Source organism: Pseudomonas sp. Pseusp88, assembly GCF_047303955.1.
Classification (GTDB): Bacteria; Pseudomonadota; Gammaproteobacteria; order Pseudomonadales; family Pseudomonadaceae; genus Aquipseudomonas.
In genome coordinates this window covers 56,794-81,013 of the sequence record NZ_JBGLYM010000010.1, presented here as the reverse complement: position 1 = coordinate 81,013, position 24,220 = coordinate 56,794, and the positions used below count along the sequence as shown (strand labels likewise).

Genomic DNA, 24,220 nt, shown 5'->3' with positions numbered 1-24,220 from the left:
ATGCATCTTTCACGCCAGTTTCAAGCTTTGGCTTCAAATAACAGACTGTGCGCATTTTGCAGACTGTCTGCGATTTTCAGCGCTTCAGCCGATGGAAGCTGTCGAACCACTTCACCCGTGTCGCTGGCAATGACCTTGACGACCACCTTTCCGGATTGCTCGTCGATTGAAAACTCGAGATTGCGCTGGATCGATTTGACGAACTTGTCGATTTCCTGCACGGCGGCTTTCAATTTTTCGGCGCTTTGCTGTGCTTCTTTCTTCGAGTCATTACTTTCCGACGAATCCGCTGACGACTGGGCAACAGGTGCCGGAGCCGAGACGGGGGCGGATGCGACTTGAGGTGTCGCGACCGGCTGTTCTGTTGCAACTGGAACCGGTTTTACGACTGGGTAAGACAAGTTCAGATTGGTACTCATGTCCATATCCACTACCTCGCAAAGTAAAAAAGCGGGAGAGCACGCAAGCATACTCCCCCGCTAAAACTCATTCCGATATTACTGAAGCAGTTTCAGTACAGCGGAAGGCAGTTGGTTAGCTTGGGCCAGGACGGAAGTCGAAGCCTGTTGCAGAGTTTGCTGTTTGGTCAGGTTAGCAGTTTCCGCTGCGAAGTCGGTGTCTTGGATACGGCCCAGTGCAGCAGTGGCGTTCTCGTTGACGTTTTGCAGGTTGGAAATGGTGCTGGTCAGACGGTTTTGCGAAGCACCCAGGTTTGCGCGAGTGGCGTTGATCGCTGCCAGAGCGGCGTCAATTGCGGTGATCGCGTTGTCGATGTTGGTGCTGGCAGTAGCGCTGGTACCGGTGATCGAAACAGAGCTCGAAGCAACCGACAGGCTGGCGGCGTCGAATTTGCTGCTCAGAACCAGGTCAATGTGGTTAGCCGAACCGGTGTTCGAACCAACTTGCAGAGTCATGGTACCGGCCGAACCGTCCAGCAGGTTTTTGCCGTTGAGGTTGGTCGAAGCCGAGATACGAGTCAATTCGTCAGACATTTGACCGAATTCAGCGTTCAGAGCGGTACGGTCTGCAGTGCCGTTAGTGTCGTTTCGCGACTGTACTGCCAGTTCACGCATACGTTGCAGAATGTTGGTCGATTCTTGCAGAGCGCCTTCAGCGGTCTGAGCCATCGAGATACCATCGTTGGCGTTTTTGATTGCTACTGTCTGGCCGCGGATCTGAGCGGTTTCACGAGTGGCGATCTGCAGGCCGGCTGCGTCGTCTTTTGCGCTGTTGATTTTCAGACCGGAAGACAGACGAGTCATGGAAGTCGACAGTGCGTCGGATGCTTTGCCCAGGTTTTTCTGAACGGCCAGGGAAGCAACGTTAGTGTTTACGCCTAAAGACATGATGAATTCCTCATTGGTTGGGTGCTGCGGCTATCCGGCCCTGGCAACCGCCGGGTTGGCCTAGAGAACCTTCGTAATAGTTATCGTCGGGAGTGCGGGGACCTTGAGGGCTTTTTTCAAAAATTTTGCCATCACCACGACATCCCGACATTTGTCGGTGTCGCCATCCCCCTTTCTCCCTTATTTTTCAACCAGTTGGCAGCTTGTGCCGGTTGAATGCCAATGAGGTTCTGTAGGAGCTGCCGAAGGCTGCGAACGAACGTTGCGGGGTAAACCGCCATCGCAGCCTTCGGCAGCTCCTACAGTAAATCATCGAAAGCGCAGACCGAGGCTAGTGTTCCTATATAAAAGCCTCGGTCGCGCCTTCTCTCTATTGCAGTAGCTTCAACACCGCCGCCGGCAGCTGATTGGCCTGAGCCAGCACCGCCGTCGACGCCTGTTGCAGGGTTTGCTGCTTGGTCAGTTCAGCTGTTTCGGCAGCGAAGTCGACATCCTGAATCCGCCCCAGGGCCGCGCCAGCATTTTCATTCATGTTCTGCAGGTTCGAAATAGTACTGGAGAGACGGTTGGTAACGGCTCCCAGTTCGGCACGTGTCGCATTGATCTGAGTAAGCGCGGCATCAAGTGCGGTGAGAGCATTGTCAATATTGGTATGGGCTTCGGCATTTGTTGCGCCGCTGAGCCCGGCAACAGTACTGGCAACCCCTAGACTGACAGCATCGAATTTTTTATCCAGAGTCACTGATACGCGGTTGACCTCACCGACCTCAGCGCCTACTTGAAACTCCATGATTCCAGCGGTGCCGTCCAACAGCTTTTTGCCGCCAAGGTTGGTGTAGCCGGTGATGCGGGTCAACTCGTCGCTTTTTTGTGCGAACTCCTGATTTAATGACAGACGCTGCTCGGATCCGTAGTTGTCATTGCGCGCCTGCAAAGCCAAACCACGCATGTGCTGGACAATTTCACTAATCTCCCTGAGCGCCCCTTCTGCCGTGTTCGCCATGGAAATAGCGTTATTGGCGTTTCTGATCGCGATTCCCTGTCCGCGAACCTGGCTCTCCATTCTTGCGGCGATCTGCATCCCCGCTGCATCGTCCTTGGCGCTATTGATGCGCAGACCGGATGACAGTCGTGCCATGGAAATCGATAACGCATCACTGGAGCGATTCAAATTCTTTTGCACAGTCAAAGAAGCAATATTGGTATTAACAGTCATAGCCATTGGAAAGTCCCTCGTCATGAAACGGCTGGCTTTCAAAACAGGGCGAAGTCCATTTCACCCGAAAGCCTACAGTCCATTTATCGACTTGTTTTTCAATGACTTAATGGAACCAATTCACAAATTCGCTACAACATACAATTGCCATCACGACATTTGACGGGATAAAAAACAACTTCACCTTTTGAATTTAAAGGCTTTTCCAATACTGTTTTTTTTCAAAAAAAAATGGTCGATAAAATTAATGCTCGACCACTCATTTAATATTCCTACAGACACTTTGTAAGACGTTTCCGAAATAAAATAAGGACAACCGCCTAATCAGCCCCGCAAAAATTCCACCCACTCATATTCCATGTAATCCGCCAACGCCAGCCAATCCTGCCGCTGCTGACACTCCAGCATTCGTTCCAACAGCTGCGTCCCGTACTCCCGTTCGGCGATCGGGCGCTCAGCCAACATTGGCATGGCACTCTCGAAAAGCTCGACCATTTCCAGCGCCGCTTCGATATCCCGCCCCAGGCGAAATAGCTGGGCACATTGCCGGGACGCAGTCACAAGTGAAGACAGGTCAGTCATGCCGGAGTCCATTCAGGGTCGAAGCCAGTGCCTGTGATCAGGGCACCATCGCGGCTGGTATTGAAAAATTCCACTTCCGGGTGCAAGGCGATATAGCGCTCGAGCTCGATCAGGTAGCTGCGGAAGTTCAGCTGGGTGCGTACGCGGTTTCCGCGTCCATCCAGCAGCCAGTGGCGGGACTGGTGCAACTTCGGCCCCAGGGTGCCATCGACCCAGCCGGTATGAGTCTTGTCGTTGGGAAAGGCGAAATCCGCGCCGAACAGGGTGATACGTGCGGCACCCATGCGCACCGCCAGATCGATCGCCGGATGGATCACGCTGCCACCCACATACAGTTGGCCCTTGGGCACTTGCTCACGAACGCTCTTATACAGCGGGCTGTATGAGTAGCAGGCATACCGGGGACCTTTCCAGGTGCCCAGCAGCGTCGCGTCGATCCGGGGCATGTAAACCAGCGATACCTGCGCTGAACCATACACGGGCAGATGCCAATGGGTGATGCGGTGATCGATGCTGACGACGATATCCGGCGCGATGCCGCTATTGAGCAGGGGCACATAGGCCGTATCGACACAGATGAACAGCGGTCGCTCAGGCAGGCCACGGGTTTCCAGCAGCCGTGGCAGATGCTGGGCCAGGCTTGGCCCCGTGGCGATCACGAAGACTTCCCTGCCCGGCTGGCTGCCAAACAGGTCGGCGACATCGGCATCCTGGCGCAGCAAATCCATGCCCTGGGCCAATTGCTCAAGGATCAGCGGATCTTCGGCAGAGAAATCGCGATTGGTAAAGGTCAGGTGGATCTCGCTGATCAGCCGATCACGAATCCGCGCATTGAAATCGTCGGCCAGGACCAGTTCGGCAGGCAGGGCAAAGAATGGCAGGTTGATTTCCCGGTGATCGCCGGCGTAAGACAACTCGACCCGGGGGTCGCTCAGCCAGTCGTCCTGCTCGAGCAATTGCAGGACCAGGGTGAAAACCGCGCCATTGAGCACATAGACATGCAAGCGCTGCAGCGTGGCTGATGACAGGGCAACACGTTGCAGATCACCCAGGCCACAGCCGTACAGATGCAGCACCGGGCTTTCGGGCGGCAGGCTGTCGGCCTGCAGCTGCGCTTCCTTGATACGGTCATGGCGGCTGGTCAGCTGGATGCCGTCGATACTCAGGGTCGAACCCTGGCCGTTGACCAATTGCGCGTCGAGCACGTCCGGATCTTCGGCCAGCAGACGCTGCAACAGGTCAGGCCAACGTTGTTCCAGTACGGCAATATTGCGCTGGAAAATCTCGCTCATAGATCTCTCATAACAAAACGGCGACATTTCTGTCGCCGCTCTGGGGTGTTCAGGATCACTGACGATAAATGATTGCCGACCCCCAAGACAATCCGACACCGAAGCCACTGAGGGCAACACGCTTCCAGGTGCTGTTGTCCAGATGCTTTTCCAGCAGCAGCGGAATGCTCGACGAGACGGTATTACCGGTTTCGAGCATGTCCTTGACGAACTTCTCAGGCTCCCCCTCGAAGCGGCGTGCCACGGCATCGACAATCGCCGCACTGCCCTGGTGAATGCAGAACGCATCGATATCGGCACTTTGCAGCCCCGACTCGTCGAGCAGTTCGTGCAAGTGCGCCGGAACCTTGATCAGGGCGAAGTTGAACACCTGACGGCCGTTCATGAAGAACACACCGTCATTGACCTTCAGGTGCGGCGCACCGGAACCGTCGGTACCGAATTTTGCCTTGCCCAATTGCCAGACCGCATCCTCGCCCATCCAGGTGGCGGTGGCGGCATCGCCGAAGAGCATGGTGGTGTTGCGGTCTTCGGGGTCGACGATTTTCGAATACGGGTCAGCGGTGACCAATAGACCGTTTTTCAGCCCCGTCGCTTCCATGAAGCCCTTGATCGCGTACAACCCGTAGACATAACCGGAGCAGCCCAGGGAGATATCGAACGCCGCCACGTGAGTCGGCAGGCCCAGTTTGTCCTGGACGATGGCCGAGGTATGCGGCAGACCGTCTTCGTCACCGTTCTGGGTGATGACAATCAGCGCATCGATGGATTCACGCTTGAGTTGCGGGTTGCTGGCGAACAAGGCGTTGACCGCCTCGACACACAAATCGGAAGTTTCCTGGGCTTGATCCTTGCGCGGCAGAAAAGCGGAGCCGATCTTGCCGAGAATGAACTCATCATCCTTGCCGAATTTGGCGCCCTGCGCGTAGTTGTCAATGCCGGCCGTGGGCACATAACTCGCTATGCTTTTTATGCCAATCATCATGGCTTCCCAATGTGAAAAACTTGAATATCACCACTCTCAGATGGAGAGGCATTGCAGATCAGAAGGCTGCGGGACGGCCCGGATTGACTTCAAAACGTCATGAAATCGGCCAAGCGTCGACCTCGCCCGCGAGCACGATACAGTGAAGATGCCCTTCGTGACTCATAGGTCACTAAGTTTTATACGCTTTTCACGAATCGACTGACAATGGTAGGTGGGCAGATCCTACGCAAAGGTGATGGGTGACGTCTGCGGGAGCACCAGGCAAACGACTATTGTGGGACCGGCTTCAGCCGGGAAGACGCCGGTATGAGCAACAGATTTCTATCACCTGTCATAGGATCTTCCCGGCTAAAGCCGGTCCCACACAGCCAATTCCAGTTATTGGCCCGGCAAAGTCAGCGGGCTGCGTCTATTGGACCGCATCCCAACTCAACGCCGTCCCCCGCTTAAGCGCCTGCCGTGCCGTACGTCCGATCACCGCGTCGATATGCTTGGGCGCCAACCCCAGGCCCGGTCGGATGGCGCGCACGTTATCCTTGCTGAACACCTCACCCTCGACCATATCCCGTACTACATAGAGCGAGCGCCGATACTGCAGGGAATTGCGCTCGGCCTGAGTGGCACCGTATTGCACGTGACCCAGGCCCTGCCATGCGCGCTCGGTCTCGATGACCAGACTGGCCATTTCCGCCGGTTCCAGAGAGAAGCTGGCATCAACGCCGCCATCGGCGCGATCAAGGGTGAAGTGTTTTTCGATGACCGTGGCGCCCATGGCCACCGCCGCCACCGAGACACCGACGCCCATGGTGTGATCGGACAAGCCGACCTCGCAGCCAAACAGCTCGCGCAAATGGGGAATGGTGCGGATATGGCTGTTCTGCGGTGTCGCCGGGTAGGTGCTGGTGCATTTGAGCAACACCAGATCGATACAGCCCGCCTCTCGCGCCGCCCGTACGCTTTCATCGAGTTCAGCAATGCTGGCCATGCCGGTAGAGATGATCATCGGCTTGCCGGTGGCCGCAACGCGGCGAATCAAGGGCAGGTCGGTGTTTTCGAAGCTGGCGATCTTGTAGGCCGGGACATCAAGGCTCTCGAGAAAATCGACAGCGGTTTCATCGAAAGGCGTGGAGAACGCCAGCATGCCCATTTCCTTCGCCCGAGCAAATATCGGCGCGTGCCATTCCCAGGGCGTATGGGCCTTTTCATAAAGCGCATAGAGCGAGGAACCGGCCCACAGGTTGTTCGGGTCCTTGATAAAGAACTCGCCCTCGTCGATATCCAGGGTCATGGTGTCGGCGGTGTAGGTTTGCAGCTTCAAGGCATGGGCCCCGGCCCTGGCCGCCGCTTCGACGATACGCAGTGCCTGATCGAGGGACTGGTTGTGATTGCCGCTCATTTCAGCGATGACAAAGGGCGGCGCGTCGGGACCGATCGAACGTGAACCTATCTTGAAACTGCTCATTGCGCTGTACTCGTTGAAGATTCAGGGGTGCGCCAGCAAGGCTTCGGCGACGCGCCGTGCACCGTGCCCATCGACCAGTTGCCGGGACTGGCGGGCAAAGCTGCGGCGCAGCCAAGGATTATCCACCAACAGGCCGATGGCTTGCTGCAAGCGCTCGACACTGACCTGCTCACTGGTGCCGAGATAAAGATGCATGCCCGCCTCGGCCAGCAACTCGGCATTGCGTTGCTGATTGGCCGCCACGGCGACACAGATGGTCGGCAGGCCGAACGCGGCGCGCTCCCAGGTAGTGCCGCCACCGGCACCGATAAACAGGTCGGCCTCGGCCATCAAGGAGGCAAAGTCGCTGACATGGGTTTGCAGCCGCCAGTTGGAACGGCCTTCGGCCAGTGCCTGCATGGTGACCCAGGCCGGGTTGCCGAGCCCGGCGATGAAGTCCACCTCCAGGCGCGGAAAATTCATCATCGCTTCCATGGCCTGGTAGGTCTGGCCGACGGCATCGAAGCCGCCGAAATTGACGATGACTCGCCGCACGCCGGGCTTGATCGCCACCGGCTCGCACTGGAACGCCTCGCGCATCAGCGCGTAGTGCGGGCCGAGCAGGGTACGACAATGCTTGTCGATCCAGGGTGCGTAGGCCTGATCGGTGCCGGAAAAGTTTTGGTCCAGCAGCAGATCCACGGCATGGCGGCGGTTGGCCAGATCGTCGATGGCCATCAGTTTCGGCGCGAAACGCCGCGCCAGGGTTTGCCAACGGGCATCCAGCGCATAGTGATCGACGATCAACCAGTCGAAGGCAGCTTCATCGGCCAACACCGCACTCAGGGCGTCGATATCGGCCTGCCAGGGCAGCAACGTCTCGATATCGGCCTCAGGCGCCTCATCGGGGTAATGCCCCGGCAGGCCATAGGCGGTAAAGCCCTGTTCACGCAGGCGCTCGAGCAGATGACCCGACAGCTCCCGACAGACGAACACCACTTCGGCGCCCTGATCGCGCAAGGTTCGGGCCAGGGTCAGGCAACGGGTGATGTGACCGCTGCCGATGGCCAGTGAGGCATCCGCCCGGACCAGTATTCTCATCCGTGCAACTCGCCGCTGGCCAGCAACGCCGTATACATGTATTCGGCGCGTATCCAGTCTTCCTCGGTGTCGATGTCCTGCACCAGATGCCGGGGCAAAATGATCGGCACGCCCTGGGGCGAAAACACCGGGTCGCCTCGTAGCCAGGCGGCGCTGCGCCCCCAGTAGAACTGCCCGGCATCCTGATAGGCCTGGGGCAAATCCTGGGAGCGCACAGCGCTGAATTCGGGATACATCGGCTCGACGCCACCCGACGGCTCCAGCACCAGCGCCCGTTGCACCGGGAAGGCAAAGGTACAGGCCGAGAAGGCATAAAGCTTGTCGAGTGCGCCTTCAAGAACCTGCAAGCCCTGACGCAGATAACGCGCACGCAACAAAGGCGCCGTGGCGTAGATGCAGCAGGCGAAGTCGAACGTCATGCCTTGCTCGGCCAGGGCCTGCACGGCATGGCGAATCACCGGGCTGGTGCCGGTGTGGTGATCAGCCAGCTCGGCCGGCCGGATGAACGGAACATCGGCGCCATGAGCCAGGGCGACCTCGGCGATCTCCGGGTCATCTGTACTGACCATGATCCGTTCGAATACGCCGCTGTCCAGGGCTGCGCGGATCGACCAGACGATCATCGGTGCGCCATTGAAGCTTTTAAGATTCTTGCGCGGTATGCGCTGGCTGCCCCCACGGGCAGGAATGATCGCGACGGCGCTCATGGTTACCTCACTAGATGTTGCAACTGCCTGATGACAATGTCCTGCTCCGCTTCACTCATCGCCGGATAGAGCGGCAGAGTCAGCGCCTGCCCGTAATAGCGCTCGGCCTCGGGGAAGTCGCCGGGAGCAAAACCCAGGGCGCGATAATACGGCTGCAGATGCACAGGAATGTAATGCAGGTTTACCCCAATTCCAGCTTCGCGCAGAGCTTCGAACACTTCGCGATGGCTTTTGCCGATACGCCCGGTCTGCAAACGCACCACATACAGATGCCAGGCCGACTCGGCTTCGGGCTGGGGCGCAGGCAGTTGCAGGGGCAGCCCGGCGAGCAGGCTATGGTAACGCGCCGCCAGTTCGCGACGACGCTCGACGAATGCCGCAAGCTTGCCGAGCTGGGACAACCCCAGCGCCGCCTGCATATCGGTCATGCGGTAATTGAAGCCCAGCTCGACCTGCTGGTAGTACCACGGCCCGTGACTGGCTTCGTCCATTTGCGCAGGGTCGCGGGTCATGCCGTGGCTGCGCAGGCGACGCAGGCGCTCGGCCAGCGCGGGGCGATTGGTCAGGACCATGCCGCCCTCGCCCGTGGTGATGATCTTCACCGGATGGAAGCTGAACACCGTCATCGCCGCATAGTCGCCACAGCCCACCGGACGCCCGGCATAGCGGGCCCCAACGGCATGGGAAGCATCCTCGATAACGATGAATCCGTAGCGCTCGGCCAAGGCGGCGATGGCACGCATATCACAGCTCTGGCCGCTGAATGCCACCGGAATCAGCACCTTGGGCAGGCGTCCCTGCTGCTCGGCCTGCTCCAGCTTGTACGCCAGGGCCTGGACATCGAGATTCCAGGTCAGCGGGTCAATGTCGACAAAATCGACGCTGGCCCCGCAAAAGCGTGCGCAGTTGGCCGAGGCCAGAAAGGTGTTCGGGCTGGTCCATAGCCAGTCGCCCGGCCCAAGGTCGGCTGCCAGACAGGCGATATGCAGGGCTGCCGTGGCGTTGCATACCGCCACCCCATAAGCCGCTTCGCAATGCCCGGCAACCGCCGCTTCGAAACGCTCCAGAGTCGGCCCCTGGGTCAGCCAGTCCGATTCGAGCACCCGCACGACAGCGTCGATATCCGCCTGATCCAGACTCTGCCGACCGTAGGGAATCATGGCTTGATATCGGCGTGAAGGGCCGCGATCTGTTCGACCGTGAGGAAATGCGGGTTGGTGTCGGAGCGGTATTCAAAATCATCGGCCACCGCCCTGCCCTGCTCGCCCATCCCGTCGAGGCTGAAATCGGCGTCGACGTTATTGAAGCGGATCGACGGCACGATGGTGTAGTGGTCCGCGAATTCCAGGGTCATGCGTGCATCGTCCAGCGGCACCATCAGTTCATGCAGCTTTTCCCCGGGACGAATCCCGACCAGCTTGTGCGGCAGGTCGGCGGCCATGGCCTGGGCCAGGTCGAGGATGCGGATGGAGGGGATCTTCGGCACGAACACTTCGCCGCCCTGCATTCGCGCAAAACTCTTCATCACGAAGTCCACGCCGTGTTCCAGACTGATCCAGAAGCGCGTCATGCGCACGTCGGTAATCGGCAACTCGCTGGCACCCGAGGCAATCAGTTTGTTGAAAAACGGTACGATGGAGCCCCGTGACCCGGCCACATTGCCGTAACGTACCACGGCAAAACGGGTGGCCTGATCACCGGCGATATTATTGGCGGCGACAAACAGTTTGTCGGACAGCAGCTTGGTCGCGCCGTACAGGTTGATCGGGCTGGCGGCCTTGTCGGTGGACAAGGCAATCACGCCCTTGACGCCATTGGCGATGGCTGCGGCAATGATGTTTTCCGCACCATTGACGTTGGTGCGGATGAACTCCGTCGGGTTGTATTCGGCAGCCGGCACATGCTTGAGCGCCGCAGCATGGACCACATAGTCGATGCCGCGCATGCCCTGATGCAAACGCTCGGCATCGCGCACATCGCCCAGGAAGAAACGCATGCAGGGTTCGTTGAACTCCTGCTGCATCTCGTACTGCTTGAGCTCGTCCCGGGAGAACACCACCACCCGCTTGGGCTGGTAGCGCTCAAGCAGGATGCGAATGAATTTGCGCCCGAACGAACCGGTGCCGCCTGAAATAAAAATCGATTTGCCGTTGAACATCCCTTGAATCCTTTGACCGAGAACGGCCTTAAGCGAGCAACTGTGCCCAGTCGAGACGGCTGTCGCGATCCAGAGTGAAGCCCTTGCCGGTCAGGGCCAGGTTCTTGTTGTAGGCCAGGTCGTGATCGAACGCCCCCGCCCACTTCTCGCGTAGCGCAGCCAATGCCTGCGGGGCCTCGGGCAGATTGCCCGGATGGATAACCTGGACCTTCGGCGTCCACACTGTCAGGAAACCGAGCTGGGCGACTTTCAGGCACAGGTCGACATCGCTGTAGCCGTCGACGAAGCCCTCGTCCAGCCCCTCGACCGCGTCGAACAGTGACTTGCGCACCATCAGGCAAACTCCGGACACCGCAGAATAGTTCTGCTCGACCTGCAGACGGCTCATGTACCCCGCCGCATCCTTGGCCGCACCGATGAACGCCGAGCCGACGCCACCGCGCATACCAAGGATCAGGCCAGCCTGGGTGGTGACACCGTAGCCATCGATCAACTTGCCACCGACTACGCCGACTTCCGGGCGTTGAGCCTGGTTAAGCAGCAATTCGAGCCAGTTGGCATTGACCACTTCGCCCTCATTTTCCAGCAGCACCAGGTATTCGCCCTGAGCATGGGCACAGGCCAGGTTCTGCAAGGCCACGCTGTTGAGCGTCTGCTCGCTGCGAATCACCCGGACGCGGCCACCCTGGCGTTCCAGAGCGTCCAGCCATTGGCTGGCCTCGGCGGACTGCTGCGGGTTGGCGGCGACCAGCACTTCATGGCGCGAATAACGAGTGCGCAGTTGCACGCCGGTCAGGCAGCGTTGCAGCAACTCCAGGTCGTCATCCAGATGCAGGATGATCGACACCAGCGGGCGCTCGGCATGGCGGTAATCCACATGCCAGGTGCCCGGAGCCCCGGCGCTGACCTGGGCGCGATAGCCACGACCGGACAGGTGACGCAAAAGGGCCTGGCGCTGGTCGGCATTTTCTTCTTCCAGGTCCTGGGCCTGGCAGATCAACAGCGGCTCGTCCATATGGGCCAGCCACGACAGGCCGCCCTTTTCGATGATGCGCAGCAGCAGTTCGAATTCCATTGCCTGCTTGAATTCAGCGGAGTAACCACCGGCATCGAGCAGCACATCGCGACGGATCAACCAGTGGCGGGCCATCAGGTTTGGCGCGCTTTGCAACAGGTCGAGGTTGAAGCCAGGACGCAGCACGTCACGCAGCTCGCCGCCTTCCTGACGCTGTATCTCGTCTGCCGCCACCGCGCGGCACTCGGGTGCGCCGAGCAGTTCCAGGCTGGCGCGCAACAGGCCGGCCTTGGTGAACTGATCTCCGGCCTCGACCAGCAGCATCCAGTCACTGGTGGACTGGCGCACGACCTGATTGAGCTTGTCGATGTAATTGCTCGGGGTGACACGGATAAAGTGCAGGGTGTTCTGCGCCGTGGTCAGAGCCAGCGGCTCGCCGGTGGTGAATACGACAATTTTGAACGACTTGCAGTGGCCTTCCACCAGGCTGTCGAGGGTGGCCTGCAATTTGTCGATATCGTTGTCCAGATCCTGTATCAGGATGCCGAACTGCAGCTTGTCCGTACGCTCGGCCAGGGCGAGGCTGATAGCTTGCAGTTGCTCCGGCTCGGGCGAACGAGTTTCCAGCCAGCTCAGCAGATGCCCGGAAGGCGTTGCCGGGAAACCGTCGCCTGCAAGCGCCTTGGGGACTTCCTGCAACTGTTCGGACCAACCGGCCAGCTCTTCGACCAGATTTTCTTCGTCAGTCTGCTCCAGGCGTTTGGCCAGGCTGTCCACCACCTGCCGATCGAACGGGTTCTGATCGAAGGCCTGCCAAAGGCGGCTGATGATGGTTTCATCGGTGTCGTTATCATGCAGGCGCAACAGCTCGGCCTGACGGACCCAGACGCCCTCCAGTTCCTTGAGCTGCAAGCGACCGGCCGGCATGGCATGGATCATGAACTCGATGGCCGTCAACTGATCGAAAAACGTCTGGTTGTAGAACGGCATCTCGACATATTGCCGCGGCCCGAACTTGCGGGCCGGGCCATTGAGTGGATTGGTCCAGGTCGAATCCCAGAGATATTCCACCGTCAGTCCGACGCGGTTCTGCAGGGACTCGAGCATGACCGCAAAGCTTTCCAGGACGAAGGCCTTGGCCTGATCCGGGTCCAGGCCCTTGATCGCAGTCGGCTGCCCGGCCAGCCACTCGGCGAAGCGTTCGCGTTCGAGTACGGAAGGGTTATCGGTAAAGCCAAGCACCGTCATGACGTCGGTATTGTGCTCCGAGCCTTCGATGTTCAGTTCACGCAACACATAAGGGACAGGCAGAATCCGCGCCTTGCCATTGGCCAGCATGAAGTAAGCATGGCCGATTTCATTCCATTCGAAACGCGTGTTGGCCGGCAGCGAGGAGAACCATTGCAACTGCAGGGACGTCTTCGTCACCGCGTAGAACGGCGGGATGTACTGACTCAGAAAATCGAGCACACGCTCCTGCGGCACAGGTGAGGAATAATCTTCCTGGACCTTCTTGTCGCGGCGATAGAACCCCACACGGTTGGCGTGGGCCACGTACATCAGGCAATAGCCGTGGCAGATGCTGTAGTCGGGGTTGCGATCCAGGTATTCAACCGATTCGGTCAGGGCATCGAATTGCAGGAAGTCGTCGTCGGCGGCGAACACCATGTAAGGCGTGGTGACCTTGCTCAGGCCGTAGGTGATTTTGTCCTGAACAGCCGAGTAGGAAAACTCGGGCACGTGGCGATAATCGACCCCAGGATACAGGTCGATGTTTTCCACCGGCGCCAGCGAAGAATCCAGCACCATCACCGTACAAGGGTAGGCGCTGTAGTACTGGATGGCCCGACGCAGGAAGACCGACCGATTGTGGCTCAACAGCACAATGGTCAGGCGCTCGCGCAGGTATGTCGCGTGTTCAGAATCGTAATTGCCTTGCATAACTTTCCCCACAACCGTTCGAATCGGCCTTTGTCCGGCCAGACCTGTCTTTTGACGAAACCGACTGCTTATTTGACCCGGCGCAGGTAGCCATCCGGAGCAACCGTGATCAGCAGTTTGTTCTGCATCTCGTAGTCGATTTCAAAACTGTCGTTTTCCTTGAGGAACTGCCAGACCGCAGTCTTGGGGTTATCGCCAGGGCCCCACGGGCGATCCGGAAAGGCGTCGGCCGGCATATCTTCGACGATGGTGTCCATGACCACGCAGTAGCTGTCGGCAGACACCAGCGGCGAGTACAGTCGCAGCTCTTCGAGGACGTGATCGTGGGTGTGGTTGGAGTCCAGTACGACGATGACTTTCTTGCCAGCGGCGATTTCACGCACCTGCTCGACAGTCGACAGGTCGATGCTGGAACCTTCGATCATGCGGATACGCTTGCTCATCGGGTGGGACTCGATGGCCTCGCGGTTGTGCGCACGAATATCGCGATCGATACCCAGTACTTCACCATGGCCCTGCAATTCCAGCAGCGAGGCGTAATAGATGATCGAACCGCCGTGGGCGATACCGCACTCGATCACCAGATCAGGCTTGAGGCGCCAGATCAGCTCCTGCATGGCCAGCATGTCCTGGGGCAGCTGGATGATGGGGCGGCCCATCCAGGAATAGTGGTAGGTGTACTTGTGTCGGGCCGACTCGTTATAGAAATCCCGGGCCAGGTCCTTGACTTTTTGATCGGCACCCTGGGCGGCGATCTCTGCCTTGCATTCAGCCTCGAACTGCTGGGCTACTGTCTTGTTCATTTTTCTGCCTCGACGAAATTAGAAAGAATGGGTGTCCACGGCGTGATAGCTGTAGCGGCCGTCCGACATGCGCTTGATCTCCTCCAGGTAACGGGAGTTCATCACAAACAGGTTGGCACCTTCGGGCAGCGTCAGCCGCGCCTCTTCGGGCGAGGACACGCGCAGGCCGCTCAAGGGCAGGTAGCGCCCCTGCTTGGCCGGGTTGATATCGATCACCTGATCCACCGCGACACCGGCGCGCTGGAGGAACAACGAATAGATCACGCCCTTGGACGCTGCGCCCCAGATGGCCGAGCCACGCTCGGGTGCCGCCTGGATGATCTGCACGGCATGCTCGATGCTGTGCAGGAAATCCGTCGGCATCTGCACCCGAGGGCCGGGTTCCAGCGGCGCCTGACGCAGGCTGGCCAGATCGGCGACCACATACAAATATTGACCGCCGAACAGATGTCCTGCTTCCAGTACGGTGCCGAACAGGCGACGGAAGTCTTCGATGCGGAAGTAATTGACGTGCTCGTAGAACACGTCGAACCACACGCGGTTTTCCAGGATCCAGTCCAGGCACGGCACTTCGATGTAGATCAGGCCGCCCTGATTGGCGGCGGCGATTTCGCCCAGAAACGATAGCGGATTACGAATATGTTCCAGCACATGACGCATGATCACGGCATCGGCAGTCAGCCCGGAGTCACGGGTGAACGGCGCCTTGATCACGTCCGGGCTGTTGCCCTCGTAAGCCGGGTCGATGCCGACGATGTTGTAACCATGCCCTCGCAGTTGCTCGAGAAAATAGCCCTTGCCGCAACCGACTTCGATCAGGCTGCGCCCGCTGAAATGTTTGGCAACCACGCCCTCGACGGCTTCCAGGTGAGCCTTGAAAGCCGGGGACAGCGCTTGCTCGTTCTGATAATCGCTGTCGTAGCTGAGCAGGGCCGGATCGAATGCCTGGTTATGCACCAGGCCGCTGTGCTCGTCCTGGACCAGCAGCATGTCACCGCTGGCCGAAGCCCTGGCGGTGGTGGCGTCGGCGAATGTACGGTTCTGCAAGACCGGCAGGCCTGCGGCGCGGTACAGCTCATAAGCCATGGTCGGCTCCCAGCAACTGATTGAGTAGCGTCGCATCGCCCCAGAACGCCAGGGGCTCATGCACGGAATAAGGGTAGTGACCGAGGTTGAGATCAATGGCGCCACCGCGCTGGCGGATATGGGCTTCCACCAACGCCCGCACCGAGACTGGCCGGCCGCTGCAGCAGTTGATCACGCCATCGAACGACGATTGCCCGATCAGCCCGGTCAGACGCGCGGCGGCGTCTTCGATGGCGAGATAATCGCGCAACTGTTCGCCCGCCGACATATTGAAGCGCGCATCCCCGGCGTCCAGGGCCCGGTCCAGTGCCGCCAGCAGGCTGTTGGGGTTCTGCCCTTCGCCATGCAGGTAAAACAGCCGCGCCCATTGCAAAGTGAATGGCGTCTGTTTCTGCAGGGCCTGCAAGAACAGGCGCAGGGTGTTCTTCGCCAATCCGTAGGGGTTACCCGGCAAGACAGCCATGGACTCGTTCAGGCAACCATCCTGCATGCCATATTCGAAACAGGTGCCGGTAACCAGCACCTGAGCGACACCGGCTTCGACCGCCGCCTTGATAAAGGCATAGTCGGCTGGCAGGTTATGCTCGAAATGGAACAGCCCCTGATAGTTCGGCAAACCCGGCCAGGCCAGATGAGCGAGTACATCGACACCGGCAACCAGATTAGCGACATCCAGATCTGCATCATGGATATCGGCGGCAATGAACTCCACCTCAGCGAACCACGGCATGCGCCGCGCCGTATCGGGATTACGCGAAACCGCCCGCACCTTGCAGTCCTGCCTGAGCAAGGCGGCAACCAGATGACGGCCGACGAAGCCGGTGGCGCCAGTGACGAGTACGTTCATGACAGCATCCTCGACACTGATCGTTGGAGCGAGATCGATGGAGACGAAGGTGGGAGCCATTTGTGTGGGAGCGAATTCATTCGCGAAAGCGGTATTCCAAACGATAAAGCTATATCGACTGTACAGTCCTCTTCGCGAATGAATTCGCTCCCACTGAGTTCTCTTCTGTGGAGTTCGCTCCCACCCTGATCTTGCGCGGCATGGCTGCTCATAACAGCGTCAACTCAGGAACGGCAATGACGAAGCGCCCGCCCCAGTCTCGCACCTGCGCCTGCTGTTCGCTGACTTCATGCAGCAGGTTCCACGGCAGGACCAGCAGGTAGTCCGGCTTTTCTTCGGCAATACGCTCGGGGGAAACCACGGGAATCCGGCTGCCCGGCAGGAACTTGCCCTGCTTGTGCGGGTTTGCGTCGGCGACCCAGGCCAGCAGGTCTGGCTTGACCCCGGCATAGTTGAGCAAGGTATTGCCCTTGGCAGCGGCACCATAACCGGCAACGCGCTTGCCTTCGGCCTTGGCCTGCAACAGGAAGCCGAGCAACTGGTGTTTGATACGCTCGGCTGCGGGCGCCAGGGTGGCGTAGAACGCGGTGGTCATGACCCCGGCCTCACGTTCTTCATCGAGCAGCGCCTGCACGGTGGCCTGTACCGGGCGGCTCTGGTCATGCAGGCCCAGACCGTCGAGGCGCAATGGCTCGACGCGCTGGACAAACACCCGCAGCGAACCGCCATGGGTCGCCAGGCGACTGACGTCGAAGACTTCCAGACCATTGCGTTCGCACAGGGTCTTCACCGCTGTCAGCGACAGGTAGGAATAGTGCTCGTGGTACAGGGTGTCGAACTGATGATCAGCCATCAGCGATAATAGATGCGGAAACTCGAAGGTCGCCACGCCGGTGGGCTTGAGCAAGGTGGCGAAGCCTTGCAGAAAGTCGTTGATATCCGGGACATGGGCCAGCACGTTATTGGCCGCCATCAGGTCGGCAGACCAGCCATCAGAAACCAGACTTTCAGCGGCTTCACGACCGAAGAACACTTCACGGATCTCGAGGCCCTTTTCCCGCGCCGCTGCGGCGGTGCTGCGGGTCGGTTCGATGCCCAGGCAGGGGATATTGCGCGCCGCCACGAATTGCAGCAGGTAACCGTCATTGGCGGCAATTTCCACGACACGGCTGTCGGCGCCGAGGCCGAAGCGCTCGACCATTTCATCGACATAGCGTTCGGCATGGGCCAGCCAGGAGCTGGAATAGGAACTGAAATAGGCATAGTCGGCGTCGAACAGACTTTCGGCGCTGGTGTAGTCTTCGGTCTGCACCAGCCAGCACTGCTCACAGACGCCCACTTTCAGCGGCACCCACTGCTCGGCCTGGCTCAGTTGCTCCGCACGCAGATAGGCATTGGATGGCGGCGAAGTGCCCAGGTCAATCAGGGGCAAGGTCAGATGGGCGCCACAACCTCGGCAATTCATACACGCACTCCAGCAAAAGTCGCGTCCAGCAGCGGATGACCGGCATCGCGCGCCGACAAATTCTTGACGGCCAGAGGCCACTCGATGGCCAACCGTGGATCCAGGGGCGACAGCCCGCCCTCATGCTCCGGCGCATAATCGGCGCTGTGCAGGTAGAGCAATTCGGCGTCGTCGGTCAGGGTCTGGAAACCGTGGGCAAAACCGGCGGGTAATAACAGACTCCGACCGTCCCCGGCTTCCAGGCGTTCGGCGTGCCAGCACAAGAAGGTGGCCGAATCCGGGTTCAGATCTACCGCCACATCCCATACTGCGCCGCGCAGGCAGGTGATCAGCTTGGCTTCAGGCTGGGCGGCGGTCTGATAGTGCAGACCTCGCACGCTGCCCTGCTCCCGGGTCACCGAATGGTTGATCTGGCGGATATGAAAGTCACGGCCGAACGCGCTCAGGCTGCCCTCGCAGAACAACCGCGAGAACTGCCCGCGCGCATCGGCGTGGCGCTTGTGCTGCAGGCTGAACAGGCCGGGCAACGGCAAGGCCTGCAAGTGCAGGTCGCTCATGAATGCTCCCGGTACAGGTCCAGTTGCTCAAGCGTGAAGGCGCGCATGTCCTGCCCGGCCTGCCAGGCCAGATGCCAGTCCAGGGTGTGGCGCAGGCAATCCTGCAACGACCAGCGCGGCTGCCAGTCCAGACGCTGACGCGCACGACTGCTGTCCAGGCGCAACAGGCCAGCCTCGTGCAGATCGCTGCTTTCCACCTGCAGGCCCGGCGCATCGGGCCAGCGCTCTGCGAGGATCGAGACCACCTGGCCGACGCTGCACATATCATTGTCACCGGGGCCGAAGTTCCAGGCACCGGCATACTCCGGACCGTGCTCATAGAGCGCCGCAGCCAGTTGCAGGTAACCGGCCAGGGGCTCCAGGGCATGCTGCCAGGGGCGCACGGCCTGGGGATAACGCAAGGTCACCGGTTCGCCTGCGGACCAGGCCTTGAGCACATCGGGGATCAAGCGTTCGGGGGCGAAGTCACCGCCACCCAGCACATTGCCCGCCCGTGCCGTAGCCAAGGCCAGGCCGTGCTCGGCGTATTTGTCAGCGGGGAAAAACGATGCTGCATAGGACTGTGCCAGCAGCTCGCAGCAGGCCTTGCTGCTGCTATAGGGATCATGGCCGCCGAGAGGTTCGTTCTCGCGGTACGGCCACAACCACTCCTGATTGGCGTAGACCTTGTCAGTGGTCACCAGTACGCAGGCGCGCACACCACCAACCTGACGAATCGCTTCGAGCAGGTTGAGGGTGCCCATGACGTTGCTGGAATAGGTGCCCAATGGATCGCGATAACCCTCGCGCACCAATGGCTGGGCCGCCAGGTGCAGGACGATTTCCGGTTGCGCCTCGGCAATCAATTCCAGCAAGGCGCCAAGATCGCGCAGGTCACCGCGCTGATCGTCGATGCCCTCCTCGACCCGGGCCAGCTCGTAGAGAGCAGGTTCGGTATTAGGCGCCAGGGCAAAGCCGGTAACCTGGGCGCCCAGGCCTTGCAGCCAGAGCGCCAACCAACTGCCCTTGAAGCCGGTGTGGCCGGTCAGCAGTACACGTTTACCCTGCCAGAACGCGGCGGTCAGTCCCATTGTTTCCATGGGGCCTCCCCTTTCTGCCAGAGTTCTTCCAGATAATTCTTGTCGCGCAGAGTATCCATCGGATGCCAGAAGCCTTCGTGTTGAAAGGCGCGCAACTGATCCTGTTCGGCCAGACCAATCAGCGGGCCAGCTTCCCAGGTGGTGCTGTCATCATCGATCAGCGGCAGCACCGACGGCGACAGCACAAAGAAACCGCCATTGATCCAGCCGCCATCGCCACGGGGTTTTTCGGTAAAGCCCAGCACCCGGTCGCCATCCCGATCCAGCGCGCCGTAGCGTCCCGGGGGTTGTACGGCAGTGACTGTGGCATGTTTGCCATGCTGCAGATGGAAATTGACCAGGGCACTGATATTCAGGTCCGAGACGCCGTCGCCGTAGGTGAAACAGAAGGCTTCTTCGTTTTCCAGATAACGCCGGGCACGCAGTAGACGCCCGCCGGTCATGGTGTCTTCGCCAGTGTCAATCAGGGTGACGCGCCACGGCTCGCTGTAGTTCTGATGCACATCCATACGGTTGTTGCGCATGTCGAACGTCACGTCGGAGGTGTGCAGGAAATAGTTGGCGAAGAAGTCCTTGATGGCATAGCCCTTGTAGCCCAGGCAGATCACGAAATCATGGATACCGTGGGCCGAGTACTGCTTCATGATGTGCCAGAGAATTGGCTTGCCGCCAATCTCGATCATGGGCTTGGGTTTGAGATGCGACTCTTCGCTGATGCGAGTACCGAGACCACCCGCGAGAATGACTACCTTCATCTGGTTCCCTTCTTGTTCCACAGCACCCTGCCAACTCGATGTCGAGCCGCACACGCCGGAAAACCGGCATGGCACTCGCCGGTTCGCGACGGAAATGCACGATTTATGGCGATCTTTGGGGAACTTGCAGGAAACGCGCCAGCTCGGATTGCCCGAGAGGCAAATACCGGCCCCGCAGGAGCCGGGCAAGCCTCGCTCCTACGAAACAGGTTCAGTCAGAAAATCAGTCTTCCAGCCACCCATGCACCCAGTGATGCAGGTTGTCACCCCGCAGCATGAAGTCACGATGCACGGCTTCACGCAGTTGGTCACCCATGCGATAGCTGGCATCGGGGTCAGCCAGATGCATGCGAATGGCCTGTATCCATTCCTCGGTACTGTTGCTCATGACCCGTGTGCAGGGCAGGAAGTCCTGATAAGCGCGGGTATTGGTACAGACCACCGGAAAACCGCACGCGCCGTATTCCAGCAGGCGCAGGTTGCTCTTGCAGTCGTTGAACAGGTGGAACTCCAGCGGAGCCACCGCCAGATCGAGGTTGAGGCTGGCCAGTTTCGCCGGGTAACTGGCCAGGGGGATCGAGCCATGGAATTCGTGGACATAAGGCCGCAGCTTGTCCGGGCACATACCGAAGAACACCCACTCGACTTCGTCGGCCAGTTCACGCACCACGTCGGCAATGATCTCCAGGTCACCGGTGTGACTGGTGCCGCCGCCCCAGCCGACCCGAGGTTTTTTCGCCATCCGCCGTTTGCCGCGCAGGTGCTCCCACATTTGCGGGGCGAGCATATTCGGCACAACCCGAATGTCGTGATGCATTGACGACAGCGCATCGCCCAGGGCCGGGGTCGAGACCACTACACGATCACACAGGGCGATGGCTTCACGCATGTATCTGCCGGTTTCAGGAGGCATGCCACGGGCGTGGGCGTTTTTCTTCGGTACGTCGATGACGTAGTCATCCAGCTCGAAGATGCGACAGGCATTGGAGTAACGCTTGAGGGATTCGACCTCGCCGACGGAGCCATCGCCATAGCGGCCCTGGAACACGACAACGTCAGGGGAATGACGCTCGATCTCATGCAGCGGTGGCAGCTCGTAAGTGATGCGGCCAACGATCCGGCCGACGGCCTCCAGTTCGATAAAGGGCTGCACCACGCGATAGTGACCGATAGCCGAGGTATTGATCGGCAGGGCCAGGACAAAGGGCAGCGAGTGCCGGGTGAACGGGCTCCAGCCACTGCGCAGGCCCGGCTCCAGGTTGAAACTGCTGCCGGTGAGTTTGAGGTTGGTGTTGTAGGCCGGGTCCCGGGCGATGATCGGCATCCAGCGTTCATAAACGGCTTTCTGTTCTTCGACCTGACGCTGATAGCGAACCAGATCATCCTCGGGCGTCGGACGCGCGCCGATCACCATCTGTGCATAGGGGGTCCAGACCACCAGATGACCGCTGCGGCGGATTCGCAGACACAGGTCTACCCCCCAAAGCAGTTCGCTGAAACCTTCGTCCATGCCACCCAGTTGCTCGAATAGTGGCTTGTGCACGATCAGGCAGTCAGTCCCTACGGCACTCAGGTCGTGATCGATCTGCAAGCGCTGCATATAGCCGTCGGCCCGCGCCGACTCGCCGAAAAAGTGCAACCCGGCCGGCCCCTGCAGACCCAGGGTCAGACCAGCGTGAATGACCACGCCATCAGGATTGAACCATTTGCCTGAAACCGCACCGACCTCGGCGCGCTGGGCATGGTTGAGCAAGGCGTCCAGCCATTGTGGCTGAGTGATCACGGCATAAGGCGTGAGCATCAGCAGGTACTCGCCACGAGCCTGCTGCGCGCCCAGATTGTAGAGCTGCGCGGCGTTTTCGGACGCCGGGGTGTACATGACTCGCACCTTGTCACCGCCGACCCGGGCCATGCCCTCGAGCCAGGTGCAGGCGTCGGCCGAGGTGCTGCCGCTGTCGATGATCAGTATTTCGTAATGGCTGTAGCTGGTTTTCTCCAGCAGCAATTCGACACAGCGCTGCAGCGCAGCAAGCTGATCCTTGTGCTGGATCAGGATTGACACCAACGGATGCGCTGCGTGCAGATAGTCGATGCGGTTGATCAACGGCAGCGTGCCGCGCTGCATGCTGAATTCGATGCCGCAGCGCTGCAAGTGATTGCTGACGATCTCAGCGTTGAGCGTTGGCAGTTCCGGCAGGGCCAGCCATTGCAGGAAGCTGAATTGCGATGAAACCAGGACTTCGGCGACCCGCTCGACCACATCGGTATCGGCCCGCTCGATCATCCGCCACAGTGCGTCATGAGCGGCCAGGGTCGCGTACTCCACGGCGAAGCCCCCGGCAGCCAGGAACGGTTCGCGGCGCAGCGCCATGGCACGGCCGATATAGGGATAACTGCGCAGGAAGTCGAGGTTGAAGTCAGGCTTGAATACCGGCTGGGAAGACTCACCGTCGAGCAGGGCATCTTCGTCGCTGTACAAACACTGCAGTTGCGGGTTGTTGACGATGCGGTCGGCCAGGACCAGCAACGCCGTATCGATCAAACGGTCGCCCGCGCGCAGCAGGTAGAACCAGTCCGCGCCGTCCAACTGCGGCAGGATGCCATTGATCTGGGCCAGGCCATCATCCTGCAGGGGCAGGCTGAAGATATGCCCGTCAAGCCCGCCTTCGGTACAGGTCGCCGAGAGAACCAGTACCAGCTCCGGCGGATAGTGCTGTGCCGCCAGGCTGTCCAGGGTAATGTTCAAGGCCGCATTGGCGTTGCCGTCATTGATGATGATCGGCACGATTTTCGGCTGGATCGGCCAACTGGCCAGAGTGTCCGGCAATAGCTTGAGCTGCACCGCGCTCATGCTGCGACACGCCAGCCACTGGGCATAGACCTCGGCGAAACTGTCGCTGGAGGTGCCGACTCGCATCGGAATAATAGCCTGGCGGTTACCCAGGTTGCGGTTCAGCGCCAGCTCTTGCCAATCCCGTGCGCCGCCCGCGGCGTTATCCAGCGTGACATAACGCGCCCAGCCAATGGCTGGCGCGTCCTCACCACTGCGCGCCTTGAGCATCTCGACCAACAGGTCGAGCTCGTCGGGCACCAGGATACGCGCTTCCTGAAGATGACTGAGGCGCTCGGCATGCACCCGCTCGGCACTCAGGATGGTGTTGAGCATGGCCACATTGCCCCGGCGCAGCAGGCAGACATAAAGCGCCAGATCGACCATCGCAGTGAAACCAGGCTTGGACTGTATCAGGGCGGGCAGGAAATCCTGCACATCGGCACGGCGAAACAGACCGCTGCTGAACCCGCCCAGCACGTTGAACGGAAAGCCTTCGAACAACGACAGCAGATCGTCGCCCTTGAAGATCCCGGCGGTGTACAACAGCGGCGTATTCTCCAGGCGTGTGGGCAGCTGGATATCATCGGCGTCCCAGAGAAAACGCTGGGCAAAGGCCATGGTCACATCGGCATGCTCGATCAGCACCTCAGCCTGCATTTTGACGCAGGCCGGAAACAACAGGTCGTCATCACAGAGAAACTTGATGTACTCGCCCGATGCCTCTTCCAGGCAGGTCAGCAGGTTGCCGGTAAAACCCAGGCGCTGAGAATTGCGCATATAGCGCAAAGGCACCTCGCAACCGACCGTGAGTCGCTCGACGATTTCACGAATGTCATCACCCCGACTGTCATCGCAGACAATCACTTCGATATTGGGATAGTTCTGGGCGATCGCGCTGTGCAACGCTTTCTGGAAAAAACGGGAGTTATAGGCGGGGATGACGATGCTGACGAGAGGCACTGAATTCACGGCGGGGGACTCACGAGCGGCGGGCACTCACTCAAACGA

General features: G+C 59.7%; 19 protein-coding genes and 1 pseudogene. All 20 read right to left on the bottom strand.

The genetic code is table 11. The annotated features are described in order from the left end of the window. Positions 1 to 20 precede the first annotated feature (20 nt). Positions 21 to 425 (bottom strand): flagellar protein FlaG, encoded by a 405-nt coding sequence (locus ACCD02_RS15245; protein WP_413303172.1) that lies wholly within the window; start codon positions 423 to 425, stop codon positions 21 to 23. Positions 426 to 497: 72 nt separating this feature from the next. After that, the gene (locus ACCD02_RS15240) at positions 498 to 1,346 is read right to left on the bottom strand and encodes a flagellin domain-containing protein (RefSeq protein ID WP_259105470.1); all 849 of its coding nucleotides are present in this window, start codon (positions 1,344 to 1,346) and stop codon (positions 498 to 500) included. 370 nt (positions 1,347 to 1,716) lie between these two features. Further along, on the bottom strand, positions 1,717 to 2,568 hold the full coding sequence (locus tag ACCD02_RS15235) for a flagellin domain-containing protein (protein WP_413303169.1): 852 nt from the start codon (positions 2,566 to 2,568) through the stop codon (positions 1,717 to 1,719). A 318-nt stretch (positions 2,569 to 2,886) separates the two neighbouring features. Then, complete coding sequence (locus ACCD02_RS15230) at positions 2,887 to 3,144, bottom strand: hypothetical protein (RefSeq protein ID WP_413303167.1); 258 nt, start codon at positions 3,142 to 3,144, stop codon at positions 2,887 to 2,889. Next, positions 3,141 to 4,436, bottom strand: coding sequence for a motility associated factor glycosyltransferase family protein (locus ACCD02_RS15225; protein WP_413303165.1), 1,296 nt, complete (start codon positions 4,434 to 4,436; stop codon positions 3,141 to 3,143). Before ACCD02_RS15225 ends, ACCD02_RS15230 begins: the two co-directional genes overlap by 4 nt. Before the next feature lie 55 nt (positions 4,437 to 4,491). Continuing rightward, on the bottom strand, positions 4,492 to 5,418 hold the full coding sequence (locus tag ACCD02_RS15220; protein WP_413303162.1) for a ketoacyl-ACP synthase III: 927 nt from the start codon (positions 5,416 to 5,418) through the stop codon (positions 4,492 to 4,494). 415 nt (positions 5,419 to 5,833) lie between these two features. Further along, a complete protein-coding gene (gene pseI / locus ACCD02_RS15215) occupies positions 5,834 to 6,886 on the bottom strand; it encodes a pseudaminic acid synthase (RefSeq protein ID WP_413303160.1) in 1,053 nt (350 codons plus the stop codon). 36 nt (positions 6,887 to 6,922) lie between these two features. Next, a pseudogene (gene pseG / locus ACCD02_RS15210) lies at positions 6,923 to 7,966 on the bottom strand (UDP-2,4-diacetamido-2,4,6-trideoxy-beta-L-altropyranose hydrolase); the annotation flags it as partial. Further along, on the bottom strand, positions 7,963 to 8,673 hold the full coding sequence (gene pseF, locus ACCD02_RS15205) for a pseudaminic acid cytidylyltransferase (protein ID WP_413303157.1): 711 nt from the start codon (positions 8,671 to 8,673) through the stop codon (positions 7,963 to 7,965). The pseudogene pseG and the gene pseF, both read right to left, overlap by 4 nt. Positions 8,674 to 8,675: 2 nt before the next feature. Then, entirely contained in the window at positions 8,676 to 9,833 is a 1,158-nt protein-coding gene (pseC, locus tag ACCD02_RS15200; RefSeq protein WP_413303155.1) for a UDP-4-amino-4,6-dideoxy-N-acetyl-beta-L-altrosamine transaminase, read from the bottom strand. Next, on the bottom strand, positions 9,830 to 10,831 hold the full coding sequence (pseB, locus tag ACCD02_RS15195) for a UDP-N-acetylglucosamine 4,6-dehydratase (inverting) (RefSeq protein ID WP_413303152.1): 1,002 nt from the start codon (positions 10,829 to 10,831) through the stop codon (positions 9,830 to 9,832). The genes pseC and pseB overlap by 4 nt, the downstream gene beginning before the upstream one ends. 28 nt (positions 10,832 to 10,859) lie before the next feature. After that, on the bottom strand, positions 10,860 to 13,787 hold the full coding sequence (locus tag ACCD02_RS15190) for a TIGR00180 family glycosyltransferase (RefSeq protein WP_413303149.1): 2,928 nt from the start codon (positions 13,785 to 13,787) through the stop codon (positions 10,860 to 10,862). 68 nt (positions 13,788 to 13,855) lie between these two features. After that, entirely contained in the window at positions 13,856 to 14,590 is a 735-nt protein-coding gene (locus ACCD02_RS15185; protein WP_413303147.1) for a cephalosporin hydroxylase family protein, read from the bottom strand. 18 nt (positions 14,591 to 14,608) lie between these two features. Next, positions 14,609 to 15,676 carry a class I SAM-dependent methyltransferase gene (locus ACCD02_RS15180; protein ID WP_413303144.1) on the bottom strand — a complete coding sequence of 356 codons (1,068 nt, stop codon included), beginning with the start codon at positions 15,674 to 15,676 and terminating at the stop codon, positions 14,609 to 14,611. Beyond that, on the bottom strand, positions 15,666 to 16,523 hold the full coding sequence (locus ACCD02_RS15175; RefSeq protein WP_413303141.1) for an NAD-dependent epimerase/dehydratase family protein: 858 nt from the start codon (positions 16,521 to 16,523) through the stop codon (positions 15,666 to 15,668). The genes ACCD02_RS15180 and ACCD02_RS15175 overlap by 11 nt, the downstream gene beginning before the upstream one ends. A gap of 208 nt (positions 16,524 to 16,731) precedes the next feature. Then, positions 16,732 to 17,988 carry a methyltransferase domain-containing protein gene (locus tag ACCD02_RS15170; RefSeq protein WP_413303139.1) on the bottom strand — a complete coding sequence of 419 codons (1,257 nt, stop codon included), beginning with the start codon at positions 17,986 to 17,988 and terminating at the stop codon, positions 16,732 to 16,734. Then, positions 17,985 to 18,545, bottom strand: coding sequence for a dTDP-4-dehydrorhamnose 3,5-epimerase family protein (locus ACCD02_RS15165; RefSeq protein WP_413303136.1), 561 nt, complete (start codon positions 18,543 to 18,545; stop codon positions 17,985 to 17,987). Before ACCD02_RS15165 ends, ACCD02_RS15170 begins: the two co-directional genes overlap by 4 nt. Continuing rightward, complete coding sequence (gene rfbG, locus ACCD02_RS15160; RefSeq protein WP_413303133.1) at positions 18,542 to 19,624, bottom strand: CDP-glucose 4,6-dehydratase; 1,083 nt, start codon at positions 19,622 to 19,624, stop codon at positions 18,542 to 18,544. The genes ACCD02_RS15165 and rfbG overlap by 4 nt, the downstream gene beginning before the upstream one ends. After that, positions 19,606 to 20,379: a glucose-1-phosphate cytidylyltransferase gene (gene rfbF, locus ACCD02_RS15155; protein ID WP_413303130.1), complete on the bottom strand. Its 774-nt coding sequence runs from the start codon at positions 20,377 to 20,379 to the stop codon at positions 19,606 to 19,608. The genes rfbG and rfbF overlap by 19 nt, the downstream gene beginning before the upstream one ends. A 223-nt stretch (positions 20,380 to 20,602) precedes the next feature. Beyond that, entirely contained in the window at positions 20,603 to 24,181 is a 3,579-nt protein-coding gene (locus ACCD02_RS15150) for a glycosyltransferase (protein WP_413303127.1), read from the bottom strand. Between the last annotated feature and the right edge of the window lie 39 nt (positions 24,182 to 24,220).